This is a genomic window from Acidilutibacter cellobiosedens, assembly GCF_004103715.1.
GTDB lineage: Bacteria > Bacillota > Clostridia > Tissierellales > Acidilutibacteraceae > Acidilutibacter > Acidilutibacter cellobiosedens.
Map to the genome: position 1 here is coordinate 3,019,633 of NZ_CP035282.1, position 26,255 is coordinate 3,045,887.

Sequence of the window (26,255 nt, forward strand, 5' to 3'; positions counted from 1 at the left end):
TTCTTAAAACCTTTCTCGTATCAACTCAGCTCTTTTTATATCTCTTTCTTCTGGAATCATATCTTTTCCGTAATATCTTTGTAAACTTGACGGTTGGCACAAAATCATCAGTTGATCTATATCCTTTAATTTTATATCTTTAATTATACCCATTTCTATACCCATCTTTATATCGGAAAATAATTTCATTGTCTCACTGGAAGTTATAACTCTTGAATATTTAAGCAGACCTAATGCGCGAAATACTCTATCTTCCATATCGATTTTTTGGGTTTCCAATAACTTTAATCTCAGATTTCTTTCTTTCTCAATGACCTCCAAAATTACACTTTTTAATTTCTGAACTATTTCTTCTTCCGTTTCTCCCAGTGTTGTCTGATTTGATATTTGAAATAAATTTCCTAATATTTGACTTCCTTCCCCATATATCCCTCTCACAGTGAGTCCTATTTGATTCAATGCAGAGATCAGACTATCTATATACCCCGTTAACACCAAACAAGGCAAATGAACCATACACGATATTCTCATGCCTGTTCCCACATTAGTTGGACAAGATGTAAGATAACCAAACTTTTCACTGTAAGCATAATCTATATTCTTTTCCAAGAAATCATCAATTTCAGAACAAAGTTTCCATCCTTCCTCCAGATACAATCCGGGAAATAAGACCTGCATCCTCAAATGATCTTCTTCATTAATCATAATAGTAACCGCTTCATCTTCCCGTAAAAAAAAGCTTGATTTATCAGGAACTTCTATAAGTCCGGGACTTATGAGATGTTCTTCAACATATGCTCTTCTCTCTAAGGAAGATAAATCTTCTATTCTTTTAAAATTATATTTCTCAGGCAGATTACTTTTTTCCATAGCATTTAAAATCTTCTCCGTAACAACCTGAGATTCGTTTAGACTCATTCGTTGGGGAAATTTTTCATCTCTTATATTTCTGGCAAGTCTCACTCTGCTGCTTACCACAACATCTTCATCTATACCTTCTCTATCGAGCCACTTCACTATATCACCTCTATTTCTGTTCAATATCCTTCTGAAGCTTCTTTATTTTATCCCTTATAACGGCCGCCCTTTCAAATTGCTCTTCTTTTACATAGTTATCCAGTTGAACTTTGAGCTTATCTATTTCAGTTCTTATTCCTATGGTCCCTATAGATGCCTTAGGAATTTTCCCTATATGGTTATTATGACCATGAATTTCCGTTAATAAGGGAATCAATTTTTCTTTAAAAGATATATAACAATTTGGACATCCTAATTTTCCTGTCTGTTTAAATTCATTATAATCCATACCACAATAGGAACATTTTAAATCATATTTATTTTCCTTAACAGTTTCTCCTTGTATATTATCTATTAATCCCGTCAAAAATTTGTGAAAAGAAAAATTAGTATCAAAATCCAAATCCTTGTATTCTTTAGCACACTCGCTACAAAGATGAATCTCCGTCACCACTCCGTTAACTATTTTAGTATAATGCATAGTTGCTGGTCTTTTCTTGCATTGCTGACATAACATGATCCTTCTACCCCCTTTATTCTCGTAACAATACTAAAAGCATATTTTTAAGTATATCTGCTCTCAATTCATTCCTATTGTCATAAACATTCTTAAGCGTTCTATCTCCAATTGCAATTTTCATCATATCTCCTTCTCTTTCAGTTACGATACCTTCCTCACTTAGTCTTTCAATAATACTATATGCTTTGGTTTTAGATATAGATTGCCCTATAGTATTAACTAACAAATCATTAATATCACTATCTTCAGATATTCCCACCTTTACAATTTTTATATATCCTCCTCCGCCTCTCCTGCTTTCTATATAATACCCTTTGTATGGAGTAAACCTCGTAGTAAGGACATAATTTATTTGTGAAGGAGCACAATCAAAATATTGTGCCAATTCATTTCTTTGAATTTCAACTACTCCGTTATCAGTTTCATCTAGTAAATTCTTGATAAATTCTTCAATTATGTTACTCAACCTCGGCATTTTTATCACCCTAATTTATTTGACTTTGACTTTCTTTGCCTTTCTATACTAATTTTCTCCTATATAATACTTTTTTTCAACATTCAATATAATTCATATATCCATAAAATATAATAATATCATCAGTAGATAAGCATTTATATGATATTATTTCAATATTTCTCCCATTTTCTCGTCTTAATCATAATAAATTCAAACATATAAAAAAATCTCTATTGAAATATTGACATATTAAGGAAACTTCTTTTATCCATTCAGGGCTAAATATGTACTAAGATAAATCGGGGTTTCTCTATGGGTTATAAAAAGGCCTTGGATTTTAATCAAAATCCAAGGTCTTTTATATATCTGAAATTTTTTAATCCTTTTTGGATTCTTCAATTATTTTTTGACTTATATTTGCGGGAACTTCTTCATATCTTACAAAATGCATTGTGAAACTTCCTCTTGCCTGAGTCATACTTCTTAAATCTATGGCATATTTAAACAACTCGGCCTGAGGAGCTTCAGCTATAACAAGCTGCATTCCATCTTCCTGTTGTTCCATCCCCAAAATTTTGCCTCTTCGTTTATTCATATCACCCATTATATCACCCATATAAGCATCAGGAATTAGTATTTCTACTCTCATTATAGGTTCCAGCAAAACAGGATTTGCTGCTTCCATACCCTTCTTAAAGGCTATAGATGCCGCTATTTTAAATGCCATTTCGTTAGAATCCACAGGATGATAAGAACCGTCAAATAAAACAGCTTTAACATTAACTACGGGATATCCTGCTAGAACTCCCTTGTCTAAACATTCTCTCAGTCCCTTTTCAACTGCCGGTATATATTGTCTTGGAACCGCTCCTCCAAATACCTCTTCATCAAATATAAATTCTTCCTCCGTCGGTTCAAATCTTACGTGAACATCTCCATATTGTCCTGCTCCACCGGATTGTTTCTTATGTTTTCCCTGTACACTGGAGGTACCCTTTATGGTTTCCCTATAAGCAATCTTGGGATCAGCCATGTTTACATCTACTCCAAATGTATTCTTAAGCTTGTTCACTATAACTGACAACTGCATATTTCCTTGCCCGCCTATTAACAATTGTTTCGTTTCCTTATTTCTGTTTAATACAAAAGTAGGATCTTCTTCCGTAAGCCTCTGTAGAGAACTCCCTATTTTTTCCTCATCGCCTTTGGTTTTAGGTTCCACGGCCATAAACAAACAAGGTTCAGGATATTGTATCTTTTCATATTGAATAGGATTTGATTTATCGCATAAAGTATCTCCTGTTTGAGTAAACTGCAGTTTTGAAGTTGCTCCTATATCTCCCGCATCTATCTCCGATACTTCCAATTGAGTTTTTCCTCTTAATGCAAACAATCCTCCCAATTTTTCCGCACTATCTTTGTTGCTGTTAAATATTTCCTTATCCTTTGTAATCTTTCCGGATATCACTTTAAATACAGACAATTTACCAACAAACGGGTCAACTATTGTTTTAAACACGAGAGCAGAAAAAGGTTCCTTACTATCAACCTTTCTCGACATTTCCTTTTCTCCGCTCATTCCTTTATATTCTCCTACTTCGTTTGGAGCAGGGATATATCTTTCAATTAAATTTAACAATAAGTCAATACTTATATCTTTATCAGCCGAACCAGGAATCAGAGGAACTAAATCTCCATTTTTAACAGCAATTTTAAGGCCCTTTCTTATTTCTTCCTCTGTAAATGATTCTCCGTCAAAATATTTTTCCATTAAAGCTTCATCTGTCTCTGCTATCTTTTCTATTAAATCATCATTGATAGAGTTCATTTCTGATTGCAGTTCAGAAGGAATATCAACTGTTTTTACTTCTCGTCCATTATATTCCTTTGCTATTTTATCAATAACATCTACTACACCTTTAAAATCATCGGAACGGTATATAGGCAATCCAAAAGGTACAACCTTTTCCCCAAATTTATCTTTTATATCTGAAAGAAGTTTTTCAAAATTTATATTTTCTTTATCCATTTTGTTCATAAACATTATTGTTGGAACTTTATTTTTTTGAGTATATTGCCACGCTTTTTCCGTACCAACTTCTATACCTGATGAAGCATCTATTACTATTACCGCTCCATCAGCCGCTCTAAGTGCTCCGTACATTTCTCCGATAAAATCAAAATATCCTGGGGTATCAAGAAAATTATATTTAATATCTTTTAATTCAATAGGTATAACTGATGTTCCAATTGAAATTTTCCTTGAGATTTCCTCTTTATCAAAATCGGAAGCAGTATTCCCATCATCTGTTCTTCCCTGTCTCTTAGTTACATCTGTAACATATAAGGCAGCTTCCGAGATTGTTGTTTTTCCACTACTGCCATGCCCTATCAAAGCAATATTTCTGACCTGACCAGTTTGATATTCTTTCATTATATCTTTTCCCCCTTAACCAGCGTATTTGTTATTGGTAAGTATTCTACAAAGATTTTAAAATTCCTTTTAAAGCCTAATATTTTCCTACGGATAATATTTCCTACCACGCCGAAAATATGCAAAACACAATATTAAAACACTCTATTTTAAATTATAGCATGAAACATATAATTATCATAGTATTTTTTTGTTGTCTATATCTATAATTACTGATATACTAAATATGAAAAACTTTGAGAGGAGTTGGTTTTGTTGACATTATCTTATAGAAAAGAATTAAAGAATTTGATCCCTTATAAGCCGGGAAAACCCATAGAAGATGTAAAAAGAGAATATGGGTTAGACAAGGTCATCAAATTGGCTTCAAATGAAAATCCTTTAGGTTGTTCTGAGAAGGTCAAAGAAGCGATAACTCGTGCTTTAAATGACTTATCTATATATCCTGACGGAAATGCAACTTTACTTAAAGAAAGTATATCTAAAAAATACAACATTCCTGTAGATGAAATCCTTCCCACCAGTGGCTCTGATGAAATGATAGATTTGATAGCAAAGACTTTTATTGAAAAAGATGATGAAGCAATAATGGCTGATATAACGTTCCCACGATATGCCGCTACGACAAATATGATGGGAGGAGTACCTGTAATAGTTCCTCTGAAAAATTATACTCATGATTTAACGGCGATATTAAAAGCTATAACTCCCAAGACAAAAATTATATGGATATGCAATCCAAATAATCCGACCGGAACTATATGCTCGGAAGAAGAGGTAATAGATTTCTTAAACAAAGTACCTCAAAATGTAGCAGTTGCTTATGACATAGCTTATGGCGAATATGTGGAAAGAAAAGATTATCCTCGAAATAGTATCGATTTCATAAAAAAATATCCCAATGTTATGGTAATGAAAACATTTTCTAAAGCATATGGCCTTGCCGGTCTAAGAGTTGCTTATACAATAGCAAACAAAGAAATTATCGAAAATATCAATAAAGTAAGAGGTCCCTTTAATGTAAACTCCTTGGCTCAAATAGCTGCGGTTGCGGCATTAAAAGATGAAGAATTTCTTAAAAAAACTTATAAAGCAAATATTGAAGGAAAAAAATATTTATACCAGCAGTTTGATGATATGAAATTATCATATCCCCCTTCCGAAGCAAATCATATTTACGTAAATATAGAAAGGGATGCAAATGAAACATTCATTGAACTTCAAAAAAGAGGAATAATAATCCGTCCTATGGGTGGAACATGGATAAGAGTTTCAATTGGTACCATGGAGGAAAACCGATTATTCATTAAAAATTTAAAAGACATTCTAAATAAATAAAAAAGTTTCTATCTAAACATTAGCATATTAAAAACGCTTTTTTGAAACCCATTTTAAAACTTTCCTGTGGGTTATAAAAATCCAGAGGTTCTGGGGACATGGCAACATATAGATTGCCTTCCCCTATATGGCCTCAAATATTATCCTCCAAGGTAAGCTTTCTTTACCTTTTCATCATTTAAAAGGCTTGCCGCGTCTCCTTCCATATCAATTACCCCATTTCTGATTATATAGGCTCTATTCGTATATTTAAGGGCCATATTAGCATTCTGTTCAACCAATAAGATTGTAGTGCCATTTTCATTTATATCTTGTATAATCGAAAAAATTTCTTTAACAATTATAGGTGCCAATCCCATGGACGGTTCGTCCAATAACAATATGTTCGGTCTCGAAAGAAGTGCTCTGCCAATAGAAAGCATCTGCTGCTCCCCTCCGGATAAATTACCTGCATATTGATTTTTCCTTTCATAAAGTTTTGGAAATAAAGAAAATACTTTATCCATATCCTTTTTTATTTGGGGTTTATCAGTCCTTGTAAAGGCTCCCATTTCAATATTTTCAAGAACGGACATAGTCGAAAATACCCTTCTTCCTTCCGGCACATGCGATATTCCCATCTTAACAATATCCGAAGCAGAATATTTGCTTATATCCCGGCCATCATATTCTATACTTCCGGACTTCAATTTTTTAATTCCCGATATGGTACGCAATGTTGTAGTCTTACCGGCCCCATTAGAACCAATTAATGTTACTATTTCTCCCTTGTTTACCTTTAAGCTTACATCTTTCAAAACATGAATGGCTCCATAGTAAACATTCAAATTATGCAATTCAAGCATATTATTCACCTCCAAGATATGCTTTAATTACTTGTGGATTAGTCTGAATTTCCTGAGGAGTTCCGTCCGCTATTAACGTTCCATAGTCAAATACAAATATTTTATTACAAATTTCCATAACTAAAGACATATCATGTTCTATAAGAATTATAGTAAGACTGAATTCATCTTTGATCCAATTAATTAATTTTGTTAATTCCTTTGTCTCATTTGTATTCATTCCGGCGGCCGGTTCATCTAAAAGGAGTACTTTAGGCTTAGCAGCCAAAGCTCTTGCAATTTCTACTTTTCTTTGTTCTCCATAGGGAAGATTCTTTGCTAATTCATCTTTCTTATCATAAATATTGAATATCTTCAGCAGTTCAACTGCTTTCTCATATGCCTCTTTTTCATTCCTATAAAAAGATGGCAGTCTAAATAAAGAAGGTAATATTCCATAATTCAGATTACAGTGATATCCAATGAGAATATTATCAAGTACACTCATATTTTTAAAAAGCCTTATGTTCTGAAAAGTTCTTGATACTCCGTATTTAGGCATTTTAAAAGGTTTAAAATCTTTTGATAAAATTTTCTTTTTAAAATTATATGTTATATCGCCGGAACTGGGACTATAAATGCCTGTTAGGAGATTAAAAAAAGTTGTTTTCCCTGCGCCATTTGGTCCGATTACTCCTACTATCTCTCCTTCTTCAATCGACATGCTTATATTTGAAATAGCTTTTACTCCTCCAAAAGATTTACAAAGATTATTTACTGTGAGTACATCCATTTAAAACACCTCTCTTTTTAAACAACCTTAAGTCGTTTTTCCCTATCAGTCCTTGTGGTCTATAAACCATTATCAGGAATAAAATAACTGAATATACGACCATTCTCAATTCCGGAATATTCTGAAGGAAAACAGATATAATGGAAAGCATAACGGCTCCGACAACTGAACCTAAGACACTTCCAATGCCTCCAAATACTACTATAACCAATATATCTATTGATTTCATGAATCCAAAGGAATCAGGCCTTATAAAATAAAAATAATTTGCATATAGTGCACCTGCAATACCTGCAAAAAAAGCTCCCATTGTAAAAACCAATATTTTATAATATGTCGTATTTACTCCCATAGTTTCAGATGCAATTTCGTCCTCTCTGATGGATATACATGCCCTTCCGTTATAGGATTTTATAAAATTATTGATAATTATTATAGTTATCACCACACAAAAATATATCCACGTCCAATTTGTATATTGAGGAATATCATTAAGTCCTGTAGCGCCCCCAATATAATCATTATTAAGTCCAATGATCTTTATTATCTCACCAAATCCTAATGTCGCTATTGCAAGATAGTCCCCTTTAAGCCTTAAGGTAGGTATCCCAATTATAATTCCTGCTAATGAAGCAGATAAAGCTGCTGCTATAATTCCGACAATAAAGGGTTGGCCCAGCTTTGCCGTCATTATAGCTGAAGCATAAGCTCCAATAGACATAAATGCCGCATGGCCAAGAGAAAATTGCCCCGTAATTCCCGTTATGAGATTCAGACTTACTGCAAGTATTATATTTACACCTATTACAACAATATTCAATATTATATAGGAATCTATAATACCCCTATTTATCAAAAATTCAACTATAAAGTAAATACTTAAAATTAATATCAGATTAAAAATATTTTTTTTGTTCAGAAATTTCATATCATCACCCTCAGTTCTAAACTTTTTCTTTTATATTTTTACCAAGTAATCCGTTAGGTCTTACTAAAAGGACTATTATTAGTATTGCAAAAGCAACTGCATCTTTATAAAGGGAACCACCTGCTGCACTTATGACAGTTTCCGTAATTCCTAAGAAAAAGCCTCCAAAAACAGCTCCCGGAATAACTCCTATACCTCCTATAACTGCTGCAACAAATGCCTTGAGTCCCGGCAGTACTCCCATAAGAGGATTGATTGAATTGTAATATACTCCGACTAACACCCCTGCCGCTCCTGCAAGAGCCGAACCTATAGCAAAGGTACTTGATATCGTCTTGTCTATATTAATTCCCATCAGTTGTGCAGCATCACTGTCTAAAGATACTGCCCTCATTGCCTTACCAATTTTTGTTTTATAAATCACATATTGAAGAATGAGCATTAAAGAAATTGTTATAACTATTATGGAAAGATTTTTAAAATCCAAAACTGCATTTGTATTAAATATATGAATCTTCTTATCCGGTAAAAGTTCCGGAAAAGTTCTGGTCTCAGGCTTTACAAAATACATCATTCCATACTCTAAAAATAGTGAAACACTTATGGCCGTTATTAATGCAGCTATCCTTGTAGAATTTCTCACAGGCTTATAAGCTACCTTCTCAATCAACACACCAAGAATACTACACAGCAGCATAGATATTATAAGTGATGACAAAAAATTTAATTTAAAAAATGTTGTCAGTGCAAATCCAATATATGCTCCAATCATATAAATATCCCCGTGAGCAAAATTTATCAAATTTATTATTCCATAGACCATAGTATATCCGAGGGCTATCAACGCATAAATGCTGCCAAGGGATATCCCGTTTATTACTTGCTGAATTATCTGTTCCAAAATCATCACCCCATTGATTTATTAACATATAACAAATATCTATCACAGAGGCAAATAATCTTCCCTCTGTGGTAGATCTATAATAATTATGGCTCTAATTTTTTAACAAAGGAAGGTTGTCCGTCTTTTAATTGAAGTATTGTAATTGACTTTACAGGATTATGATTTTCATCCATAGAAAATGTTCCTGTTATACCCTTAAAATCCTTAGTGTCTGCTAAAGCATCCTTAATTTTTTCAGGGTCTGCCTCTCCTGCTCTTTTTATAGCATCAGCTACAAAATATCCCATATCATAACCTAATGCACTGAACGCATCCGGTTCGCTTCCATTCTTTTTCTTAAATGATTCTCTAAATTTTACAACATCAGATGCATCGTCCATAGATGAATAATGGTTTGTATAATAAACATTTTCTAATGATTTCTTATCAGCAATTTCTGCTAATTTCGGTGAATCGTATCCGTCGGCTCCAAGTATTGGTATGTTAATGCCTAATTCTCTGGCTTGTTTTATAATCAGCCCTACTTCTTCATAATAACCCGGAACATATAATACATCCGGATTGGTTCCTTTAATATTTGTCAAAACAGCTTTATAATCTGTATCCTTAGATTGATATGCTTCTTCTGTCAAAATTTCTCCGCCAAGTTTTTCAAATGTCTCCTTAAAATTCTTTCCTATTCCTTTACTGTAGTCACTTGTATTATCAATAAGAATTGCCGCTTTTTTTGCCTTTAAATCACTGAATGCAAAATTTGCCATGGTTATACCTTGAAATGAATCATTAAAACATGTCCTAAAGATATAATCTCTAACCTTTCCATTGCTATCAACGGTAAAATCGTCCGAAGTAGCTGAAGAGGATATAAGCGGAATTTTATTCTGCATTGCTGCCGGAGATGCCGCTTTTGCATCCCCTGATGTTGCCGGCCCTAATATTACCACAACTTTATCTCTTGTAGCTAACTTTGTCGAAACATTAGCAGCTTCTGCACTGTCTGACTTATTATCAACTTTTACAAGTTCTATCTGTTTACCAAGAACTCCGCCGGCTTTATTTATTTCATCAATTGCAAATTCTATACCTTTTACCGAACTTTGCCCATAAGTTGCAACATTTCCAGATAATTCATAATTTAATCCTATTTTTATATTTTCAGAACTTTCTCCTGATTTTGAATCACATCCTACTAATAAAGTAGATATCAATAAAACCGTCATAACTAAAGTAATTGCTCTTTTCACTTATTCATCTCTCCCTTAATGTAATATAGTTTTTATTTCAAATTTAAAAGCCGGCAAAAACCACCTCCACCAAATTAAAAAAGGCTTTTATCGGAATATTGATATATTAATAAAGCCTTTTTTGAAACTCACTTAAAGTCAAATACAAATTAATGTAAATAGAGTTTCCCATAGATTATAAAAAAAAGCCTCTATTACGTATATATACGTAATAGAGGCACGTTAGCACGGTACCACTCTAAATCATAATATCCTCACGAATACTATCTCAGTAGGTTCAATCAAACCTTCTCCTTATAACGTAGGATCCATTCGTCATCGCTTACTTAGTTCAGCTATGAAACTCAGAAGTGATTTATTATCTACTAAACCAATGCCGATTCTCACCATCTTCGGCTCTCTGTAATTAGTTAAAAAATAGTTTTTCTCTTCATCATAGTTTTTGATATAGTAAAGCATCAACAGGTTCAATCAAACCCTTCCCTTATAACGTAGGGGAACGTTACAGCCTACTTATTCAGCGGCACAACTCTGAAGTGAGTTATTATCTATTTTTTCAATCCCGATTTCCACCATACTCGGTTCTCTATAATTAGTTAAAAAATAGTTTTTTTCTTCATCATAGTCTTTAATATAATACATCAATATTCTACAAAAATTTATTAATTTCTATATACAATACCATCTTCTAAAACAAATGTCAATATCTTTTTTAATTTTTTGTAATTAATTTAAAACAAAAATTTAATCTTTACAAAAAATCCTCTTCTTTCTATTTATTAAGCATTTGTATTTCCTTAGAAAATGATTTTGTCTTATATCTTGTATCATATTATATTATTTAATCAAAAAATCTTCGAACATTTCGTCTGTCAGTTCCTTCGTCTTATTTTCATCATATATCCAAAAATCTTCTTTCCCGATTTTCTTTCCATCCCCGGGTATGGTCTCAGTCTTAACATTTTCCATGTTCAATTTATTGGCGTTTGTTACTGCTTTAACCATTGAATTCAAAGGTATATTGGTATCAATATAATCAAAGTAAGCATTTATCATTTTGGGTAATTTAATGATATTTTTGGGTTTAAGCACTTGTTTTATAAATTCCTTTATAAACATCTGTTGTGCCTTTATTCTACCTATATCTGCCTCTTTATATCCTCTATATCTTAAAAACTCAATGGCTTTATCCCCATTCAAAGTCTGAAACCCCTTCTTTATATTTATTCTCAGAGAAGGAATATCATTATGTTTCATGTCCTGAGGCACATCTATTTTTATTCCTCCGATTGCATCCACTATTTCCTTAACCGCTAAATAATCTACCGTTACATAATATTTTAAATCTACATTTAAAAAGTCTTTTACCGTGTCAACGGCAAGGTAAGGCCCCCCATAAGAATATGCGGCATTGATCTTATATTCGTTTTTCCTGCCTCTTATTCTTACTCTTGTATCCCTCGGAATAGACAATATATTTGTTTCGCCGGTTTTAAAATTAAATTTGCACAGCATCATGGTATCTGTCCTGTTCCCGGTTTCTATATATCTGTCTCCCTCTTTATTTCTATTTTCCTTTATTTTTTCTATTCCCCCATTTGCATCTATTCCCATAAATAAAAATAATATCTCATCTTTAAATTCATCTTCCGAATCATCTTCCTGCGAGAAATCCACAATATTATTGTCTGATAAATATTTACCTGCTATTGTAAATATAATCGAAAAGCATACCAATGATATTAAAAAGGCAGTCCAGAATTTCTTTTTCATTATTTAACCCCCATTATGCTCGTGGTAGTGTCAATAAGACACCACTCTTTTTTTATTAAAGCCTTATATTATCAAGGGTTACAGAGTTTTTATAAAATAAAAAACAATGACCCCCCATTTTCTGTTATAATTTGAGTTATCATGCACCAAATTTAAATAGAAAGGTTGGTCATTGTTATGTCTCAAATTATAACTTATTTACTACTATATAATCAATACTTACTTAATCGAATTTATGAATTAACTTTATTTATCGCAAAATATATTCCTCTTAAACAATGGGCCTTTGATGATTCTAAAAGTCCTTATTATCAGAAATTTAAAATAGATAAGCTTCCAATAATTAAAAAATTCTTTAAACAGGATTACAGTTTTTTACTTGAATACTATCTTTGGAAATATGGTAAACCTGTAAAACCGGTTCAACGTCGTAATGGTAAATCTATTCCTGAAGATATATTTTGCCCTCTCTGTGGTGCTCCTCATCAATACATTTACGATAATAATGGTGGTAAAGGCCAATATCAATGTAAAGTCTGTGGTCAAACTTTTATTACAGGTAAACAAGCAGCTTCTCCTTTGGTTCTTATTTGCCCTTATTGCGGACATGCTTTAGCTGCTAAAAAAGATCGTAAACACTTTATTGTGCATAAATGTGTCAATAAGAATTGTTCTTACTACAAGAACAATTTAAAGCTGCTTCCCAAAGACTCAGATCCTAGTGAGAAGTATAAATACAAGCTCCATTATATCTATCGTGAATTTACGCTGGATTTCTTTTCTATGGATTTACATCAGCTTCCGTCATGGGCTACTAGTTTTAAGTTTAGAAAGAACAATGCTCATATTATGGGACTTTGTCTTACTTACCATGTTAATCTTGGTTTATCTCTCCGTAAAACTGCTGAAGCTATGCGTGAAATCCATAATATTAATATCTCTCACACTATGGTTGCAAGCTATGCAAGAACTGCTGCCGTATTAATTAAGCCTTTTGTAGATACATTCGATTACAGTCCTTCAAATAACTTAGCTGCTGATGAAACCTATATCAAAATTAAAGGACTCAAGGGTTATGTTTGGCTCATTATGGATACTGTTTCTCGCTCTATTCTTGGTTATCAAGTCTCTAAAAGTCGTGACGTCGGCCCTTGTATACTTACCATGAGAATGGCTTTTGATAAATTTAGAAAATTCCCCGGTAAAGCTTTAAAATTTATATCTGATGGTTACAGTGCTTATCCTTTAGCTACTCAACAGTTTAAAATTGAAAAGGACTGGGACTTTAATGTTACTCAAGTTATTGGTTTGACTAATGATGATGCTGTAACTAAAGAGTATCGTCCCTTTAAACAAAAGATTGAACGCCTTAACCGTACTCTCAAAGCTTCTTATCGTGTTACTTGTGGTTATGGTACCGATGATGGTGCTTATTATGGTGTAAACCTTTGGGTTGCTTACTATAACTTCCTGCGTCCTCATGAACTTTATAGTTGGAAACGTCCTTTAAATGAGGTTGATATGCTTAAGAATGCCGGCAATATGCCCGGTAAATGGCAGCTTCTTATCTTTTTAGGACAGCAAGTCATTCTTAATATGCAAGAAAATCCTGCATCTTGATTTCTATCTGTTCTTAGATTTCAGAGCCTGAGGTAACCCAGCCACCCTTTAGGGCTTGCCCTTGATAGTAGGACAAATACAATGCTACAATACTGTAAAGACGGCACGAAAAATTATCTGTTCTTGAGTTTCTTTGCCGTCGGTAAATATTGCGCAGCATTGTTTTGGCATACTGTCAAGGGTGGCGGTGACTGCCATGAAAATATATTTTTGCAATTTTCTAGGTTCTATTCAGCCTGATTTTTTATTCTTGTTTTTCATAGGCTACTTTACACTATCATGCTCGTCTATAACTTAAATGATACTAAATATAGACATACTTTACAATAACATTATCTATTCCTTTTATATTTCATAAGATATTAATATCCCTAAAAACTTTCGACCTTATTTTTTTGAATCCATTTTTTCATTCTTTTTCTTTTAAAGTTCTATTATAACATAATTAAAATATGATTAATATTATAATACTTTTTAGTTTTAAATTCCAATATTCAATTTTATTGAAATAACCAAAACGATTCAAGAAACTTAGATAATATCAAAAAAATATCCTTTCTATTTATTATCCTTAAAAGTACCATTTAAGAGAAAATTTTTCTCCGCTTATTTTTTCAAACAGTTCTTCGTATTTATATAATCCGGAAGGCTTAATTACCTGTTCAAACAAAAAATTTCCAAATTCTTTTGGCTTCTTTGATATGGAATCAACGCCATATTTTCTGTAAAATACTTTTTTAAGCATACTACACGTTACGTCGCCCATAAAATAGTTATGCATATAAATGGGATGAGTTGTATAATGGATTCTGAAACCAAAAGGAGGCTTTTGGTTATATGGCTTATCATTGTATAGTTTGCTGTAGACTTTAAAATATAAGTTATATATATCATCTAAAGATTTTAGATCATTTTTATAAAGTTCATGATCAAAAAAAATATTTCCTACAAACCTTAAATGGCTTATCTTATCATATTCATGTATTTCTTCAAATTCCTTTTCTACCGAATTTGTAAAAAACTTTTCATAGAACATTTTATCATATAAAAATTCTTCAAACAGATCTGCTATTCCTTCCTCTATTATCCCGCTAATTCCCATATTTAATATGATTTCCTCAGGATTTAACATAAAAGAATGAATTCCATGTCCTGTCTCATGAAGAAGCACTTCGTATTCTCTGTACTGATTTTTCACATTGGCAAGTATTCTCGAATCCTCCCCGTATTTTATAGGGAAATTATATCCCCATTCCGATTTATTTTTTCGCGGAAAGATATCATAAGTAATATTAAATTTATTAATATCAAATCCAAAATTTAAAAAAAATTCTCTCAATACATTATAATAATTTGACATATCCACATGGCTATTCAAAGAAGACGATATTTTTGATTTGATATAGCTATAATCCCAAGGCATCAATTCTTCACTGCCGATAAATTTCCGAGCATATTCTCTTCCTTTTTCATTTAACACGATAATATGTTCCTTTAAATCATCTTCCCAAGTATCAAATATGTTTGGACTTAGTTCATCACTTTTTATTCTATATTCCATAAAATCTTTTTCTCCATACATTCCGGCATATTCATTTCTCAAATTAATTAAATCAATAAAGCCATTATCAACCATAGGTTTATCAATTTGATTTTTTGCAAAGAATGCCTTTTTTCTCAGTTCTCTGTCATCCTCTCGGGAAAGTATACAATCTATATCTACTCCTGAAACTTCCTTTCCATCTATTTTAAACCTAAAGGTGTTAAGTATTTTTGAAAGTTCATTAGTTTTTTTCTGAATTTCAAAATTCAAATCGTTTAATTCCTTAGTCAAATGATATGATTTAAATTCATTATATAAAATTTCTCCCTTTCTTTTTTCTACAGGTCCTGAAGCTTTTTCCATGTATTCAAGAACCAAACTATAATTTTTTTCATCCTTCAAAAAATTATTTATTTCTTCATGAGCCTCTTCAATACCAAAATCGTATCCCGTCGTATATTGTACCCATTCCAGTTTACTCAGCTTTACGTCCAATTCATATAACCTTTCAACCATTTCATAAAACTTTACCATAAATAACCCTCCTATACTAACTAAAATAACCGCCAAACTTTTTTATTGTATTTAATTATATCATTAAATATTCATAATGGAAACAAACGTTTTCTTTTATAGCTTAATTTTTATTATACATTTAAAAAAGGAGGAAAATTTCCTCCTTTTTATACTTTCTCCAATTTAATTCCCGTTATATGTCCATTCAGGTCTTCTTGTTCTAAAGAAGAGTCCTGAACTTTTTCAATGGATACCGCTAAGGTTTCTTTCTTAATATATTCGTCAAATTTGTTTAATGACAATTGGATTTTTTCGTCTCCATTATAATATATTCTTATATTGTCCATCATCTCATAGCCGTTACTTTTCCTCATCTGCTGAACTTTAGATATAAACTCTCTGGCATATCCTTCTTCTAACAAGTCTTCGGTTAAAACAGTTTCCAATATTACAAAAAGATTGTCTTCCATGGCTACATTAAATCCTTCTTTGGCCGTAATTTTAACTATTATATAATCTTTTTCTATATTTATATCTTCTCCATCTATATTTAATATAACTTTCCCTTTTTCTAATTTATTTACTAACTCATGGGTATCAACTTCCTGTAAAATTTTTGCAAAAGATTTAATCTTGGGACCAAGTATAGAACCTGCAACTTTGTAGTTAGGTTTTAAGGAATAGTTCATGAGATGAGTCAGGTCCTTCTCAAATACTACTTCCTTCACATTCAATTCTTCTTTTATTAAAGGTATCAAATCCCTTATTGTACTCTCATATTTTCCATCAAGAATTACTTCTTTCAAAGGTTGACGGACCTTAATTTTCACGCTTTCTCTTGAGGCCCTTCCCAATCCTACCAATTTTCTTACCAAATCCATCTTTTCTTCCAACTTTAGATCTATCAATTTTTCTTCTTCTTTGGGATAGAGTTCCAAATGAACAGAAATTCCGCCTGTTAAATTTCTGTATATTTCCTCTGCAATAAATGGTACAAATGGTGCTATTATTTTGCTTATTCCTAAAAGTATCTCATAAGTTGTACTATAGACCGCATTTTTATCTTCATCCAACTCCGTCTTCCAAAAACGTCTTCTGGAACGTCTTATATACCAATTAGACAGATCTTCCACAACAAATTCCTGAATAAGTCTTACTACCTTAGTTAAATCATAATTATCCATACCCTCTCTGGCTGATTTCAACATGCTGTTGTATTTGGACAATATCCATTTATCCAGTTCCGATCTTTTTTCATAAGGAACATCAAATTCCCTCGGATCGATTTCATCGGTATTCGCATATAGTGCGAAAAAATTATATACATTTTTTATACTTCTAAAGAACTTGCTTTCCACTTCTCTTAATCCGTCTTCATCGAATTTTGTCGGAGTCCACGGTGGGGATACATATAATAAATACCACCTTAAAACATCGGCACCATATTTATCAAACAATTGGAAAGGATCAACAGTATTACCTTTTGACTTAGACATCTTCTTGCCTTCTCTGTCCAATATCAAATCATTAACAAGTACTCTCTTATAGGGAGATTTTCCGGTCATAAATGTAGAGATGGCAAGAAGAGAATAAAACCATCCTCTTGTTTGATCTATTCCCTCACATATAAAATCCGCAGGAAATAGTGTGCTAAAATTCTCCTTATTTTCAAAAGGGTAATGGTGTTGGGCAAAAGGCATTGCTCCGCTGTCAAACCAAACATCAATAACATCCTTTTCCCTTGTCATTTTTTCTCCGCATTTATCACATTTTAAATGTATATCGTCCACATAAGGTCTGTGTAATTCAACATTTTCATCTATATCTTCAATAGATCTATCCACAAGTTCCTTTATAGAACCTACACTTGTAATATGCCCACATCTATTGCATCTCCAAATATTTAAAGGAGTTCCCCAATATCTGCTTCTTGAAATTGCCCAATCGTTCAAATTCTCCAGCCAATTTCCGAATCTTTTCTCTCCCACAAAAGGAGGATACCATTTTACTCCGTTATTATTCTCTATGAGCTTATCCTTAAATTTAGTTACTTCAATATACCAGCTTGGTTTTGCATAATATAAAAGAGGTGTATGGCATCTCCAGCAATGAGGATAATTGTGGACTATTTTTTCCTTTTTATAAAGTTTTCCGTTTTCCCTCAGCCATCGAATAATATCAGGATCCGCATCCATCACAAATTTCCCTTTCCAAGGGGTTTCTGTAAATTTCCCTTCTTCATTTACGGGCTTTAATACAGGCAATCCATACCTCTTTCCCGTATTATAATCATCTTCTCCGAAGGCGGGAGCTGAATGTACTATTCCTGTACCGTCTTCCGTAGTTACATAATCAGCAATCGTTATAAAAAAGGCTTTTTTATCTGTTTTAACGAAAGGCATCAATTGCTCATATTCAATATATTCCAAAGCCTTTCCTTTCATTTCTTCAAGAATTTCATAGTCACCTTTCAGTACCTTATCGGCAAGTTTTTTGTTCAAATAGTATATTTCTTCTCCTTCTCTCACCTTTATATAATCTTCTTCAGGGTTTACCGACAATGATACATTACTCGGAAGAGTCCATGGGGTTGTGGTCCAAGCAAGAAAGTACTCATTTCTGTCCTTTCTTTTAAATTTTACTATCACGGTCTCGCTTTTTATTTCCTCATAGCCTTGTGCCACCTCATGAGAAGCAAGACCGGTACCACAACGCGGACAATATGGAAGTACCTTATGGCCTTCATACAAAAGACCTTCTTTAAAAAACTTATCTAATATATACCATACCGACTCAATGTATTCGTTTTTAAGAGTAATATAGGCATTGTTCAGATCAATTTCATAAGCCATTCTCTGAGTCATATCATTCCACAGCTTTTCATACTTAAATACGGATTCCTTACATTTTTTATTGAATTTTTCAAGGCCATACTTCTCAATATCCTGTTTGTTATTCAATTTCAACTGTTTTTCAACTTCAATTTCCACGGGGAGCCCATGGGTATCCCATCCTGCCTTTCTTTTCACCTGATGTCCCAGCATAGTCTGATATCTGCATACCGAATCCTTTAATGTTCTTGCCATAACATGGTGTATGCCAGGTTTTCCATTAGCTGTAGGAGGCCCTTCATAAAATATAAAAGGATTATTTTCGTCCCTTTCATCAACGGTCCTCTTTAAAAGATCTATTTCTCCCCAATATTTAGATATCTCTCCTTCTTGCTCACTGACAGGTAAATTTTTAAATTCTTCAAATCTTTTCACTATTTTCATCCTCTCCAATAGTTTTTGTGAATATAAATAAAAGTCCCTAAGTTTTAAAACTTAGGGACGAAATTTCCGTGGTACCACCCACTTTATAAGGTATGAAACCTTATCACTCATTTCAAATAACGCTTTAGGCGTACTGCCTTACTCTTATTCAGGCAAACAGCTCCAAGGTGATCTTCTTAAAGGGTTTAGAGCAGTCTTTCACCTTATGACTATCTTCTCTGTATGCTAATCAGCCTTTAATACTCTCCTTTTCACAGCTTTTAAATATTAAATTCCATTTTAACCATGATACCGCAAAGATGATATATTGTCAAGGATTAAAAAATTTAAAAATCATTTTCTTTTAGGAAGATGTATAGCTCTTCCTAAACTGTCAGCACATGCTTCTTGTAAAGCTTCGGAAAATGTAGGATGACCGTGAACAATCTCCGACGCTTCATATGCGGTTATTTCCATAGCCATAAGTGATGATGCTTCATTTATTATTTCCGATGCTGAAGGTCCTATTATGTGGACTCCCAATATTTCCCCATACTTTTTATCAACTATCACTTTTACAAATCCCGAGGTTTCTCCTGAGGATAATGCCCTTCCGTTGGCGGCAAAAGGAAACTTTCCTACAGAAATACTATAACTTTTCTTTGCTTCTTCTTCAGTAAGACCTACGGATGCAGCCTCCGGAACTGTATATATACAACTGGGTACACAATTCAAATTTATTTTTTCTCTCCCGCCCATAGCATTTACAGCCGCAACTTCTCCCATTTTGAATGCTGCATGAGCAAGCATTCTCTTGCCGTTTATATCTCCCGGAGCATATATTCCTTCTACGTTGGTTTCCATATAATCATTAACCTTAATCCTTCCTTTTTCCATTTCAAATTTAATATCTCCAGCTCCTTCTAAATCAGGAATTCTCCCTATGGAAAGAAGTGCTTTATCCGCTGTCATACTTTCTCCTTTATCAACTTCAATGACCAATTTCTCATTCTTTTCTGTTATTCTTTGAAGTCTAACTGAGGTTAAAATTTTAACTCCTTTTTTTATTAATGAATCCTCCAAAAGCGTGGATATATCCTCATCCATGTTGGATACTATCCTATCCATCATCTCTATTATGGTCACTTTGCTTCCAAAAGAACTAAACACCGCTCCTAATTCTACTCCCACTGCTCCTCCGCCTATAATAACCAGTTCCTTTGGAATTTCCTTTAAATTAAGTATTTCATCACTGGTAAGGACTAATTTACTTTCTATCCCAGGAATATCTATTCTGGCAGCTTTGGAGCCTCCTGCCAATATGATCTTCTTTCCTTCAATTAATTTGTTACCATTTATAGATGCCTTTTTCCCTTTTGTTAATCTTCCTATTCCATTATATATATCCACTCCGTTACTCTTTAAGAGTCCCTGAACTCCCGTCGTAAGGGTCTTAACCACTTGATTCTTTAATTCCACAGTCCTTTCCATATCAATATTAACTTCAGGATTTGAGATAATTATTCCTCTTTTTTTTGCTTTTTCTATTTCGTGAATTATTTCAGCATTTTTAAGATATGTTTTGGCAGGAATGCATCCTCTGTTTAAACAAGTTCCTCCTAAAATATCCTTTTCTATTAAGGCTACCTTTCCCCCCATCTGAGCCGATTTAATAGCCGATACATATCCAGCCGGACCTCCTCCTATTATTATTACGTCATACATATTATTATCTGATGAAATGGCTTCCGATTTTTTCCCTTTAGATAAAGATTGAAATCCTACAATTTGAGATATGTCCTCGTCTTTTTCTCCAATATACCCTATGGTTGCTATAACGGGAACTACCTCTCCTTTATTTTTTAATATCTTAAGTAAGTAACCGGAAGTTTCAGCCTCTACTTCCATGTTTACCTTATCCGTCATTATCTCAAGGAGAACATCGCCTTTTTCTACATAATCCCCTTCTTTCTTATGCCATTTGATTATCTGCCCTTCCTGCATATCCATACCTGCTTTGGGCATTATTATTTCCGTTGCCAATATAAAACCCTCCCTTTTTGCATTACAATTAATACATCAATTTTAAACCAAAATCAATAACGGATTTTCCAACAGATATTTTAATTCCTTTAAAAATTTAGCTCCGATTAATCCGTCTATAATCCTATGATCTACCGTTAAGCTTAATGTCATTATGGATCTTATTACCGGCTGACCACCCACAGGCACTATTCTGTCTACTATGGCATTTACTCCCAATATTGCACTGTTAGGAGGATTGATAATAGGATTAAAATGAGTAATTCCATACATTCCCAAATTACTTACCGTAAATGTACTTCCCTGTAATTCATCAGGAGACAATTTCATATTCATTGTTCTTTCAGTGACATCCTTTTCAGCAATGACCATTTCAGTTAAACTTTTTTTATCCGCATCTTTTATTACCGGAGTAAGAAGTCCTTTTTCCATTCCCACCGCTACTGCCAGATTTACATAATCATGAATGATAATACCTTGTCCGTCTTCCGATAAACTTGCATTTATCATCGGGTGATTTTTTAAAGCTTTAGCTGTCGCAGTAAGGATTATATCCGTAATAGTGACTTTCTCCCCAGTTTTTTCCATTATATCCTCTTTTATTTCCCCTCTTAATTTTTTTACCTCAGTCATGTCGACTTCAGTGTTCAAAGTAAAGGTAGGAGCCGAAAAAAAACTTTGAGACATCCTCTCTCCGATTATCTTTCTCATATTTGACATAGGAATTACCTCAATTTCTTTTTTTAAATTTTCCACAGGCTTTTGTTTCAGGTCTTTTTCTTTTTTAGCCTTTAGTAAATCTTCCTTCATTATTTTACCTTCCGAGCCGCTTCCTTTAATATCGGCCAAATTTATTCCTTCACTTTCCGCAATCCTTCGTGCAAGGGGAGTAACTTTTAGTGAATCCCGTTTAAAATTCACAACATCTTTTTCCTGTATTCTGCCTTTAGGGCCAGTCCCCTTAATTTTGAACAAATCTATTCCCCTCTCTTTTGCAATTCTTCTTGCGGCAGGAGTCGCTCTCACTTTCCCCGGAATATCTAAAAATTCCTTCTGCATATCCATACTTTCGCCTCCTATCTATTCAATGTCTTGTTTACTGCAGATTTTATTTGTTCTTCACTCGGTACTACTGCCTTCTCCAATTCGGGATTATATGGTATTGGCACGTCCAAACCCGCAAGTCTGATTATAGGCGAATCCAAATAATCAAAGGCTTCGCTTTCCGTTACAACAGAAGCTATCTCTCCCAAATACCCTCCTGTTTTAGCTGCTTCATTTACTAATATCAATCTTCCCGTCTTTTTAACAGAATTTATTATCATTTCCTTATCTAAAGGGACCAATGTTCTCGGATCTACTACTTCTATACTTACTCCTTCCTTCTCCATTTCCTCGGCAACCTTTATCACTCTCGGAAGCATCCTCCCGTAGCTCACTATTGTTACATCTTTTCCTTCATGTTTAATTTCCCCTTCCCCTAATGGGATTATAAAATCCTCATCTTCGGGAACGGGGCCTTTAACCTTATACAATGTCTTCTGTTCGACAAATACCACAGGATTATTATCCCTTATGGCTGCTTTTAAAAGCCCTTTTGCATCTTTCGGGGTTCCCGGTACCACTACTTTAAGTCCGGGTACATGGCAAAACCACGCTTCCAAACTTTGAGAATGTTGGGCTGCCGCTCCTGTTCCCGACCCTCCCGGACATCTCAAAACCATTGGAACTTTTGCTTTTCCTCCAAACATATAGCGCATTTTTGCTGCCTGGTTGACTAAGGAATCCATAGCAATAGTGGTAAAATCCATAAACATTATTTCTACAATAGGCCTCATCCCGGTAACCGCCGCTCCGGCAGCAGCTCCAACTATGGCCGCTTCAGATATGGGGGTATCTCTTACCCTATCCTTCCCAAACTCTTCAAACATTCCCACAGATACTCCGAAAGCTCCTCCATATATTCCTACATCTTCTCCCATCAGAAATACATTTTCATCTCTTCTCATCTCTTCACACATTGCCGTCTTAACTGCATCTTTATAAGTCATTTCTTTCATCTGTCCCATTTCCTTCTCCCTCCTATGCATACACGTCTTCAGTCACAGTTTCAATCGGTGGATTTGGACTGTTGTTTGCAAATTCCACAGCCTCTTCTATCTGATCCTTAGCCGTTTTTTCTATATCATTTAACTCTTCTTCTTTTGCTATATTGTTTTCCAATATATATTTTCTCAATCTCCTAATGGGACATTTCTTTTTCCATTCCTCTACTTCTTCCTTTGTTCTGTACACTTGAGCATCGGACTTTGAATGTCCCAGCCATCTGTATGTTTTACTTTCAACCAGTACGGGCCCTTTCCCGCTTCTTACATACTCAGACACTTCCTTTATCAAATTATAAACATCTATTGCATTGTTTCCGTCTACTACATATCCGGGAATTCCGTAAGCCTTTGCCCTTATTGCTATATCCTTGATATTCATTGAATTTTTTACCGGTACCGACATACCGTATAAGTTATTCTCACAATAGAAAATCACCGGCAATTTCCATACAGATGCCAAATTCAGCGATTCATGAAAACTTCCTTCATTGGAAGCTCCATCCCCAAAGAAACACAGGACAATCTTTCCGGTCTTTTTCATCTGCTGAGTCAACGCTGCACCTACAGCTATTCCGTGTCCGCCCCCGACTACTCCGTTAGCTCCCAAATTTCCTGCTTCTACATCTGCTATATGCATGGAACCGCCTTTACCTTTGCAATATCCTGTATATTTCCCCAAAAGTTCAGCCATCATTTTATTTAAATCTATTCCTTTCCCAATAACCTGACTATGCCCTCTATGAGTTGACGTGATTAAATCATCCTTATTTAATGCCATACAAGCTGCAACACTCGATGCCTCTTCTCCGACGGAAAGATGAGTTGTCCCATGAACCATCCCTCTTGCAAAAAAGTAACTCACCTTTTCCTCAAACGCCCTTGCTTGGTTCATTCTCTTATACATTTCCAATATTGTCTCTTTATCAATATAAGTCATATATATTCCTCCTGTTTTATTAAAAATATTCATTATATATAAAAATGAGAATGGCCTATTCCAATTCTCATTTTTATATATTTCCGTTAATAAATTTTCTATCCTATAAGATCTTCCTGTATCTGCCTTAGTTTATATATCAAAGTTGTAGTATCCAGTTTGACCATGTCATAGGATATAGCTTCGCCTTTTTTTATGTCCCTTTTAGCAACAGCATTCTTATTTATCAAGCCGAAGGGTACCAAATTATCCTTTCTAGCATTTTCATAAGTATCAACACTTCCGTAAGCCGTATATCCTCCTAACCCGTCAAATTTTTCTCCTGCCTTCAAATCCTTTTTAGCTATAGTGATAGTTTCCGCTATAGGTTTACCCATAGGTATAATTGTTGGTTGATGATCTAAGACAGCTTTTGCAACGGTTAATGGAGTTTCAAGACTTGTAAGATGATATGGACGATAAAGAACATAATTTGGCCCAGGTCCCATACTTAAATATTGCATTTCACGATGAACCTGAGGAAGTTTACTCGTTATTATTATAAATACTCCCGGAGCAATTCCATTAACGTAATCTACAATTCTGTATTGATTTAAAATGCCGCCCTCACTTTTTAATCTAAAAATACCTGTCAGCTCATTTACGGTAGCCGATGGTGCATGAGCTCCTCTTATATCGGGTATGAATCCTGTAGCATTAGCCATGCATGTCAATTCCACCATGGTTTTAGTTCCGTCTTTAAAAGATGTCAACATCTTAGGACTTACACCTGATTTTAAGGCTTGTTCATAAACACTATCTGGATTTGACTCCAAATTTACCGGATTATTTTTGCCTTTTCCTATAGCAAGGACATCAAACCCTGCTGCGTCGGCAAAATCATACAATTCCTTCACAACCCCCGGTTCGTCTCCTGCCGTTCCTGTATATACTACTCCTGCATTTTGAGCAAATTTATTAAGTATCGGTCCTATGACCACATCTGCTTCCACATTGAGCATTACGATATGTTTTTTGTTGAATATAGAATCCATCGCCAATTTAGCACCGATATCAGGAACTCCTGTAGCATCTACTACCGCATCTATAAGGTTTGCCCTTGCGGCAAAGTCAAAATCCTGAGCAACTACATATTTCCCCTCTTCTATACTCCTATTTACTTGTTCAAGGGTATTTGCTATAATTATATCTTCTTTTCTAATGCCAGCTAATGTATAAGCTTCCACTGCGTTATCCAAATTTATGTCTACTACAAGAGAAGGAATCATACCTTTCATCAACATAGTTTGGCTGACCATCCCTTTTCCCATCTGTCCTGCTCCTACCAGTCCAACCTTTATTTGTTTGCCTTCTTCTTCTAACTTAGCCAATCTTGTGTTCAGTCCCAACATTTTTACTCCTCCATTTCTCAGCATATTATTGAAAAAAATTTCATACTATTAATTTTATTTCAAGATGATTATATAGTTAAAATATAATATAGTCAACTTTTGTTCTTCCGACTAACAGATATAAAAGGGCTTTTTCAAAACCAATTTAACAGAAAATTTATAAGGAAATTATGGCTTTTTTTATATCTATATATCTATTTTTTGTTATAATGGTATAGAATTAATTATTATTTTGAGGAGATATACATCTAATATATGGAGATGATATCTCCTATCTTTATATCTTCTATATTATGCTTGCCTTCTAATATTATTACTCCGGGCAATTCCTTTTCGTTGAAATTTTTAAATTTAAAAGTACAATGGCCTAATTCTTTTAAAGTCCTATTAGCCTCATCGCCAACAGCGGTAACTGTGAATTTCTTATCGCCGATTACAATTGTATCTCCAATTTCTACATCTGCTTTCATCTTATCTATAGTATGAAGAACTGAAATTTCAGCCAATTCATCCGGAGCATTTTCGTTAAACAGTATTAGCATATTTTCTTCAATAAGATCTTTTACCATTTCCCCCATTCCTACCACTGTTACCGAGTATTTCATAAAAAT

At 33.8% G+C, this 26,255-nt stretch carries 22 protein-coding genes and 1 other annotated feature; of the genes, 2 read left to right on the forward strand and 20 right to left on the reverse strand.

The genetic code is table 11. The annotated features are described in order from the left end of the window. Positions 1-3: 3 nt before the first annotated feature. The 4 genes from EQM13_RS14580 to fusA form a co-directional block, all read right to left on the reverse strand. Positions 4-1,041, reverse strand: coding sequence for a protein arginine kinase (locus EQM13_RS14580; protein WP_240662942.1), 1,038 nt, complete (start codon positions 1,039-1,041; stop codon positions 4-6). Continuing rightward, positions 1,028-1,534, reverse strand: coding sequence for a UvrB/UvrC motif-containing protein (locus EQM13_RS14585; RefSeq protein WP_128753066.1), 507 nt, complete (start codon positions 1,532-1,534; stop codon positions 1,028-1,030). Before EQM13_RS14585 ends, EQM13_RS14580 begins: the two co-directional genes overlap by 14 nt. A 16-nt stretch (positions 1,535-1,550) precedes the next feature. Further along, positions 1,551-2,012 (reverse strand): CtsR family transcriptional regulator, encoded by a 462-nt coding sequence (locus tag EQM13_RS14590; RefSeq protein WP_071140169.1) that lies wholly within the window; start codon positions 2,010-2,012, stop codon positions 1,551-1,553. 358 nt (positions 2,013-2,370) lie between these two features. Continuing rightward, positions 2,371-4,428 carry an elongation factor G gene (fusA, locus tag EQM13_RS14595; protein WP_114218392.1) on the reverse strand — a complete coding sequence of 686 codons (2,058 nt, stop codon included), beginning with the start codon at positions 4,426-4,428 and terminating at the stop codon, positions 2,371-2,373. Positions 4,429-4,683: 255 nt separating this feature from the next. On the opposite strand from fusA, the gene hisC reads away from it, so the two are divergent. Next, positions 4,684-5,766, forward strand: coding sequence for a histidinol-phosphate transaminase (gene hisC / locus EQM13_RS14600; RefSeq protein WP_128753067.1), 1,083 nt, complete (start codon positions 4,684-4,686; stop codon positions 5,764-5,766). 140 nt (positions 5,767-5,906) lie between these two features. Here hisC and EQM13_RS14605 read toward each other — a convergent pair whose 3' ends face one another. The 8 genes from EQM13_RS14605 to EQM13_RS14630 all read right to left on the reverse strand — a co-directional run bounded on the left by EQM13_RS14605 (position 5,907) and on the right by EQM13_RS14630 (position 12,232). Beyond that, entirely contained in the window at positions 5,907-6,611 is a 705-nt protein-coding gene (locus EQM13_RS14605) for an ABC transporter ATP-binding protein (protein ID WP_071140166.1), read from the reverse strand. 1 nt (position 6,612) lies between these two features. After that, positions 6,613-7,383, reverse strand: coding sequence for an ABC transporter ATP-binding protein (locus tag EQM13_RS14610; protein WP_128753068.1), 771 nt, complete (start codon positions 7,381-7,383; stop codon positions 6,613-6,615). Beyond that, positions 7,361-8,311: a branched-chain amino acid ABC transporter permease gene (locus EQM13_RS14615; protein WP_128753069.1), complete on the reverse strand. Its 951-nt coding sequence runs from the start codon at positions 8,309-8,311 to the stop codon at positions 7,361-7,363. Before EQM13_RS14615 ends, EQM13_RS14610 begins: the two co-directional genes overlap by 23 nt. A gap of 16 nt (positions 8,312-8,327) precedes the next feature. Beyond that, positions 8,328-9,212: a branched-chain amino acid ABC transporter permease gene (locus EQM13_RS14620; RefSeq protein ID WP_128753070.1), complete on the reverse strand. Its 885-nt coding sequence runs from the start codon at positions 9,210-9,212 to the stop codon at positions 8,328-8,330. Between the two features lie 86 nt (positions 9,213-9,298). Continuing rightward, complete coding sequence (locus EQM13_RS14625; RefSeq protein WP_200796111.1) at positions 9,299-10,459, reverse strand: ABC transporter substrate-binding protein; 1,161 nt, start codon at positions 10,457-10,459, stop codon at positions 9,299-9,301. A gap of 315 nt (positions 10,460-10,774) precedes the next feature. Beyond that, on the reverse strand, positions 10,775-10,918 hold the full coding sequence (locus EQM13_RS18300) for a hypothetical protein (RefSeq protein ID WP_206172717.1): 144 nt from the start codon (positions 10,916-10,918) through the stop codon (positions 10,775-10,777). Positions 10,919-10,972: 54 nt separating this feature from the next. After that, positions 10,973-11,101 (reverse strand): hypothetical protein, encoded by a 129-nt coding sequence (locus EQM13_RS18875; protein WP_255417525.1) that lies wholly within the window; start codon positions 11,099-11,101, stop codon positions 10,973-10,975. A gap of 195 nt (positions 11,102-11,296) precedes the next feature. Then, positions 11,297-12,232, reverse strand: coding sequence for an LCP family protein (locus EQM13_RS14630; RefSeq protein ID WP_128753071.1), 936 nt, complete (start codon positions 12,230-12,232; stop codon positions 11,297-11,299). A gap of 177 nt (positions 12,233-12,409) precedes the next feature. Between EQM13_RS14630 and EQM13_RS14635 the strand changes: the two genes are divergently transcribed. Beyond that, a complete protein-coding gene (locus EQM13_RS14635; protein ID WP_128752145.1) occupies positions 12,410-13,852 on the forward strand; it encodes a DDE-type integrase/transposase/recombinase in 1,443 nt (480 codons plus the stop codon). Positions 13,853-14,423: 571 nt separating this feature from the next. Here EQM13_RS14635 and EQM13_RS14640 read toward each other — a convergent pair. From EQM13_RS14640 to EQM13_RS14675, 8 genes are all read right to left on the reverse strand, one after another. Continuing rightward, positions 14,424-15,929, reverse strand: a complete 1,506-nt coding sequence (locus tag EQM13_RS14640; RefSeq protein WP_128753072.1) for a gluzincin family metallopeptidase — start codon at positions 15,927-15,929, stop codon at positions 14,424-14,426. Positions 15,930-16,078: 149 nt separating this feature from the next. After that, positions 16,079-19,177: an isoleucine--tRNA ligase gene (gene ileS, locus EQM13_RS14645; RefSeq protein WP_406565228.1), complete on the reverse strand. Its 3,099-nt coding sequence runs from the start codon at positions 19,175-19,177 to the stop codon at positions 16,079-16,081. A gap of 59 nt (positions 19,178-19,236) precedes the next feature. Further along, positions 19,237-19,450, reverse strand: a binding site (T-box leader). Between the two features lie 69 nt (positions 19,451-19,519). Continuing rightward, a complete protein-coding gene (gene lpdA / locus EQM13_RS14650; protein WP_128753074.1) occupies positions 19,520-21,208 on the reverse strand; it encodes a dihydrolipoyl dehydrogenase in 1,689 nt (562 codons plus the stop codon). A gap of 42 nt (positions 21,209-21,250) precedes the next feature. Beyond that, positions 21,251-22,273 (reverse strand): 2-oxo acid dehydrogenase subunit E2, encoded by a 1,023-nt coding sequence (locus tag EQM13_RS14655; protein ID WP_240662944.1) that lies wholly within the window; start codon positions 22,271-22,273, stop codon positions 21,251-21,253. Positions 22,274-22,284: 11 nt separating this feature from the next. Continuing rightward, a complete protein-coding gene (locus tag EQM13_RS14660) occupies positions 22,285-23,277 on the reverse strand; it encodes an alpha-ketoacid dehydrogenase subunit beta (protein ID WP_206172718.1) in 993 nt (330 codons plus the stop codon). Between the two features lie 13 nt (positions 23,278-23,290). Next, positions 23,291-24,253: a thiamine pyrophosphate-dependent dehydrogenase E1 component subunit alpha gene (locus EQM13_RS14665; protein WP_128753075.1), complete on the reverse strand. Its 963-nt coding sequence runs from the start codon at positions 24,251-24,253 to the stop codon at positions 23,291-23,293. 98 nt (positions 24,254-24,351) lie between these two features. Next, the gene (locus EQM13_RS14670) at positions 24,352-25,644 is read right to left on the reverse strand and encodes an NAD(P)H-dependent oxidoreductase (protein WP_128753076.1); all 1,293 of its coding nucleotides are present in this window, start codon (positions 25,642-25,644) and stop codon (positions 24,352-24,354) included. Positions 25,645-25,892: 248 nt separating this feature from the next. Then, the gene (locus EQM13_RS14675; protein ID WP_071140149.1) at positions 25,893-26,249 is read right to left on the reverse strand and encodes a PTS glucitol/sorbitol transporter subunit IIA; all 357 of its coding nucleotides are present in this window, start codon (positions 26,247-26,249) and stop codon (positions 25,893-25,895) included. Positions 26,250-26,255 lie beyond the last annotated feature (6 nt).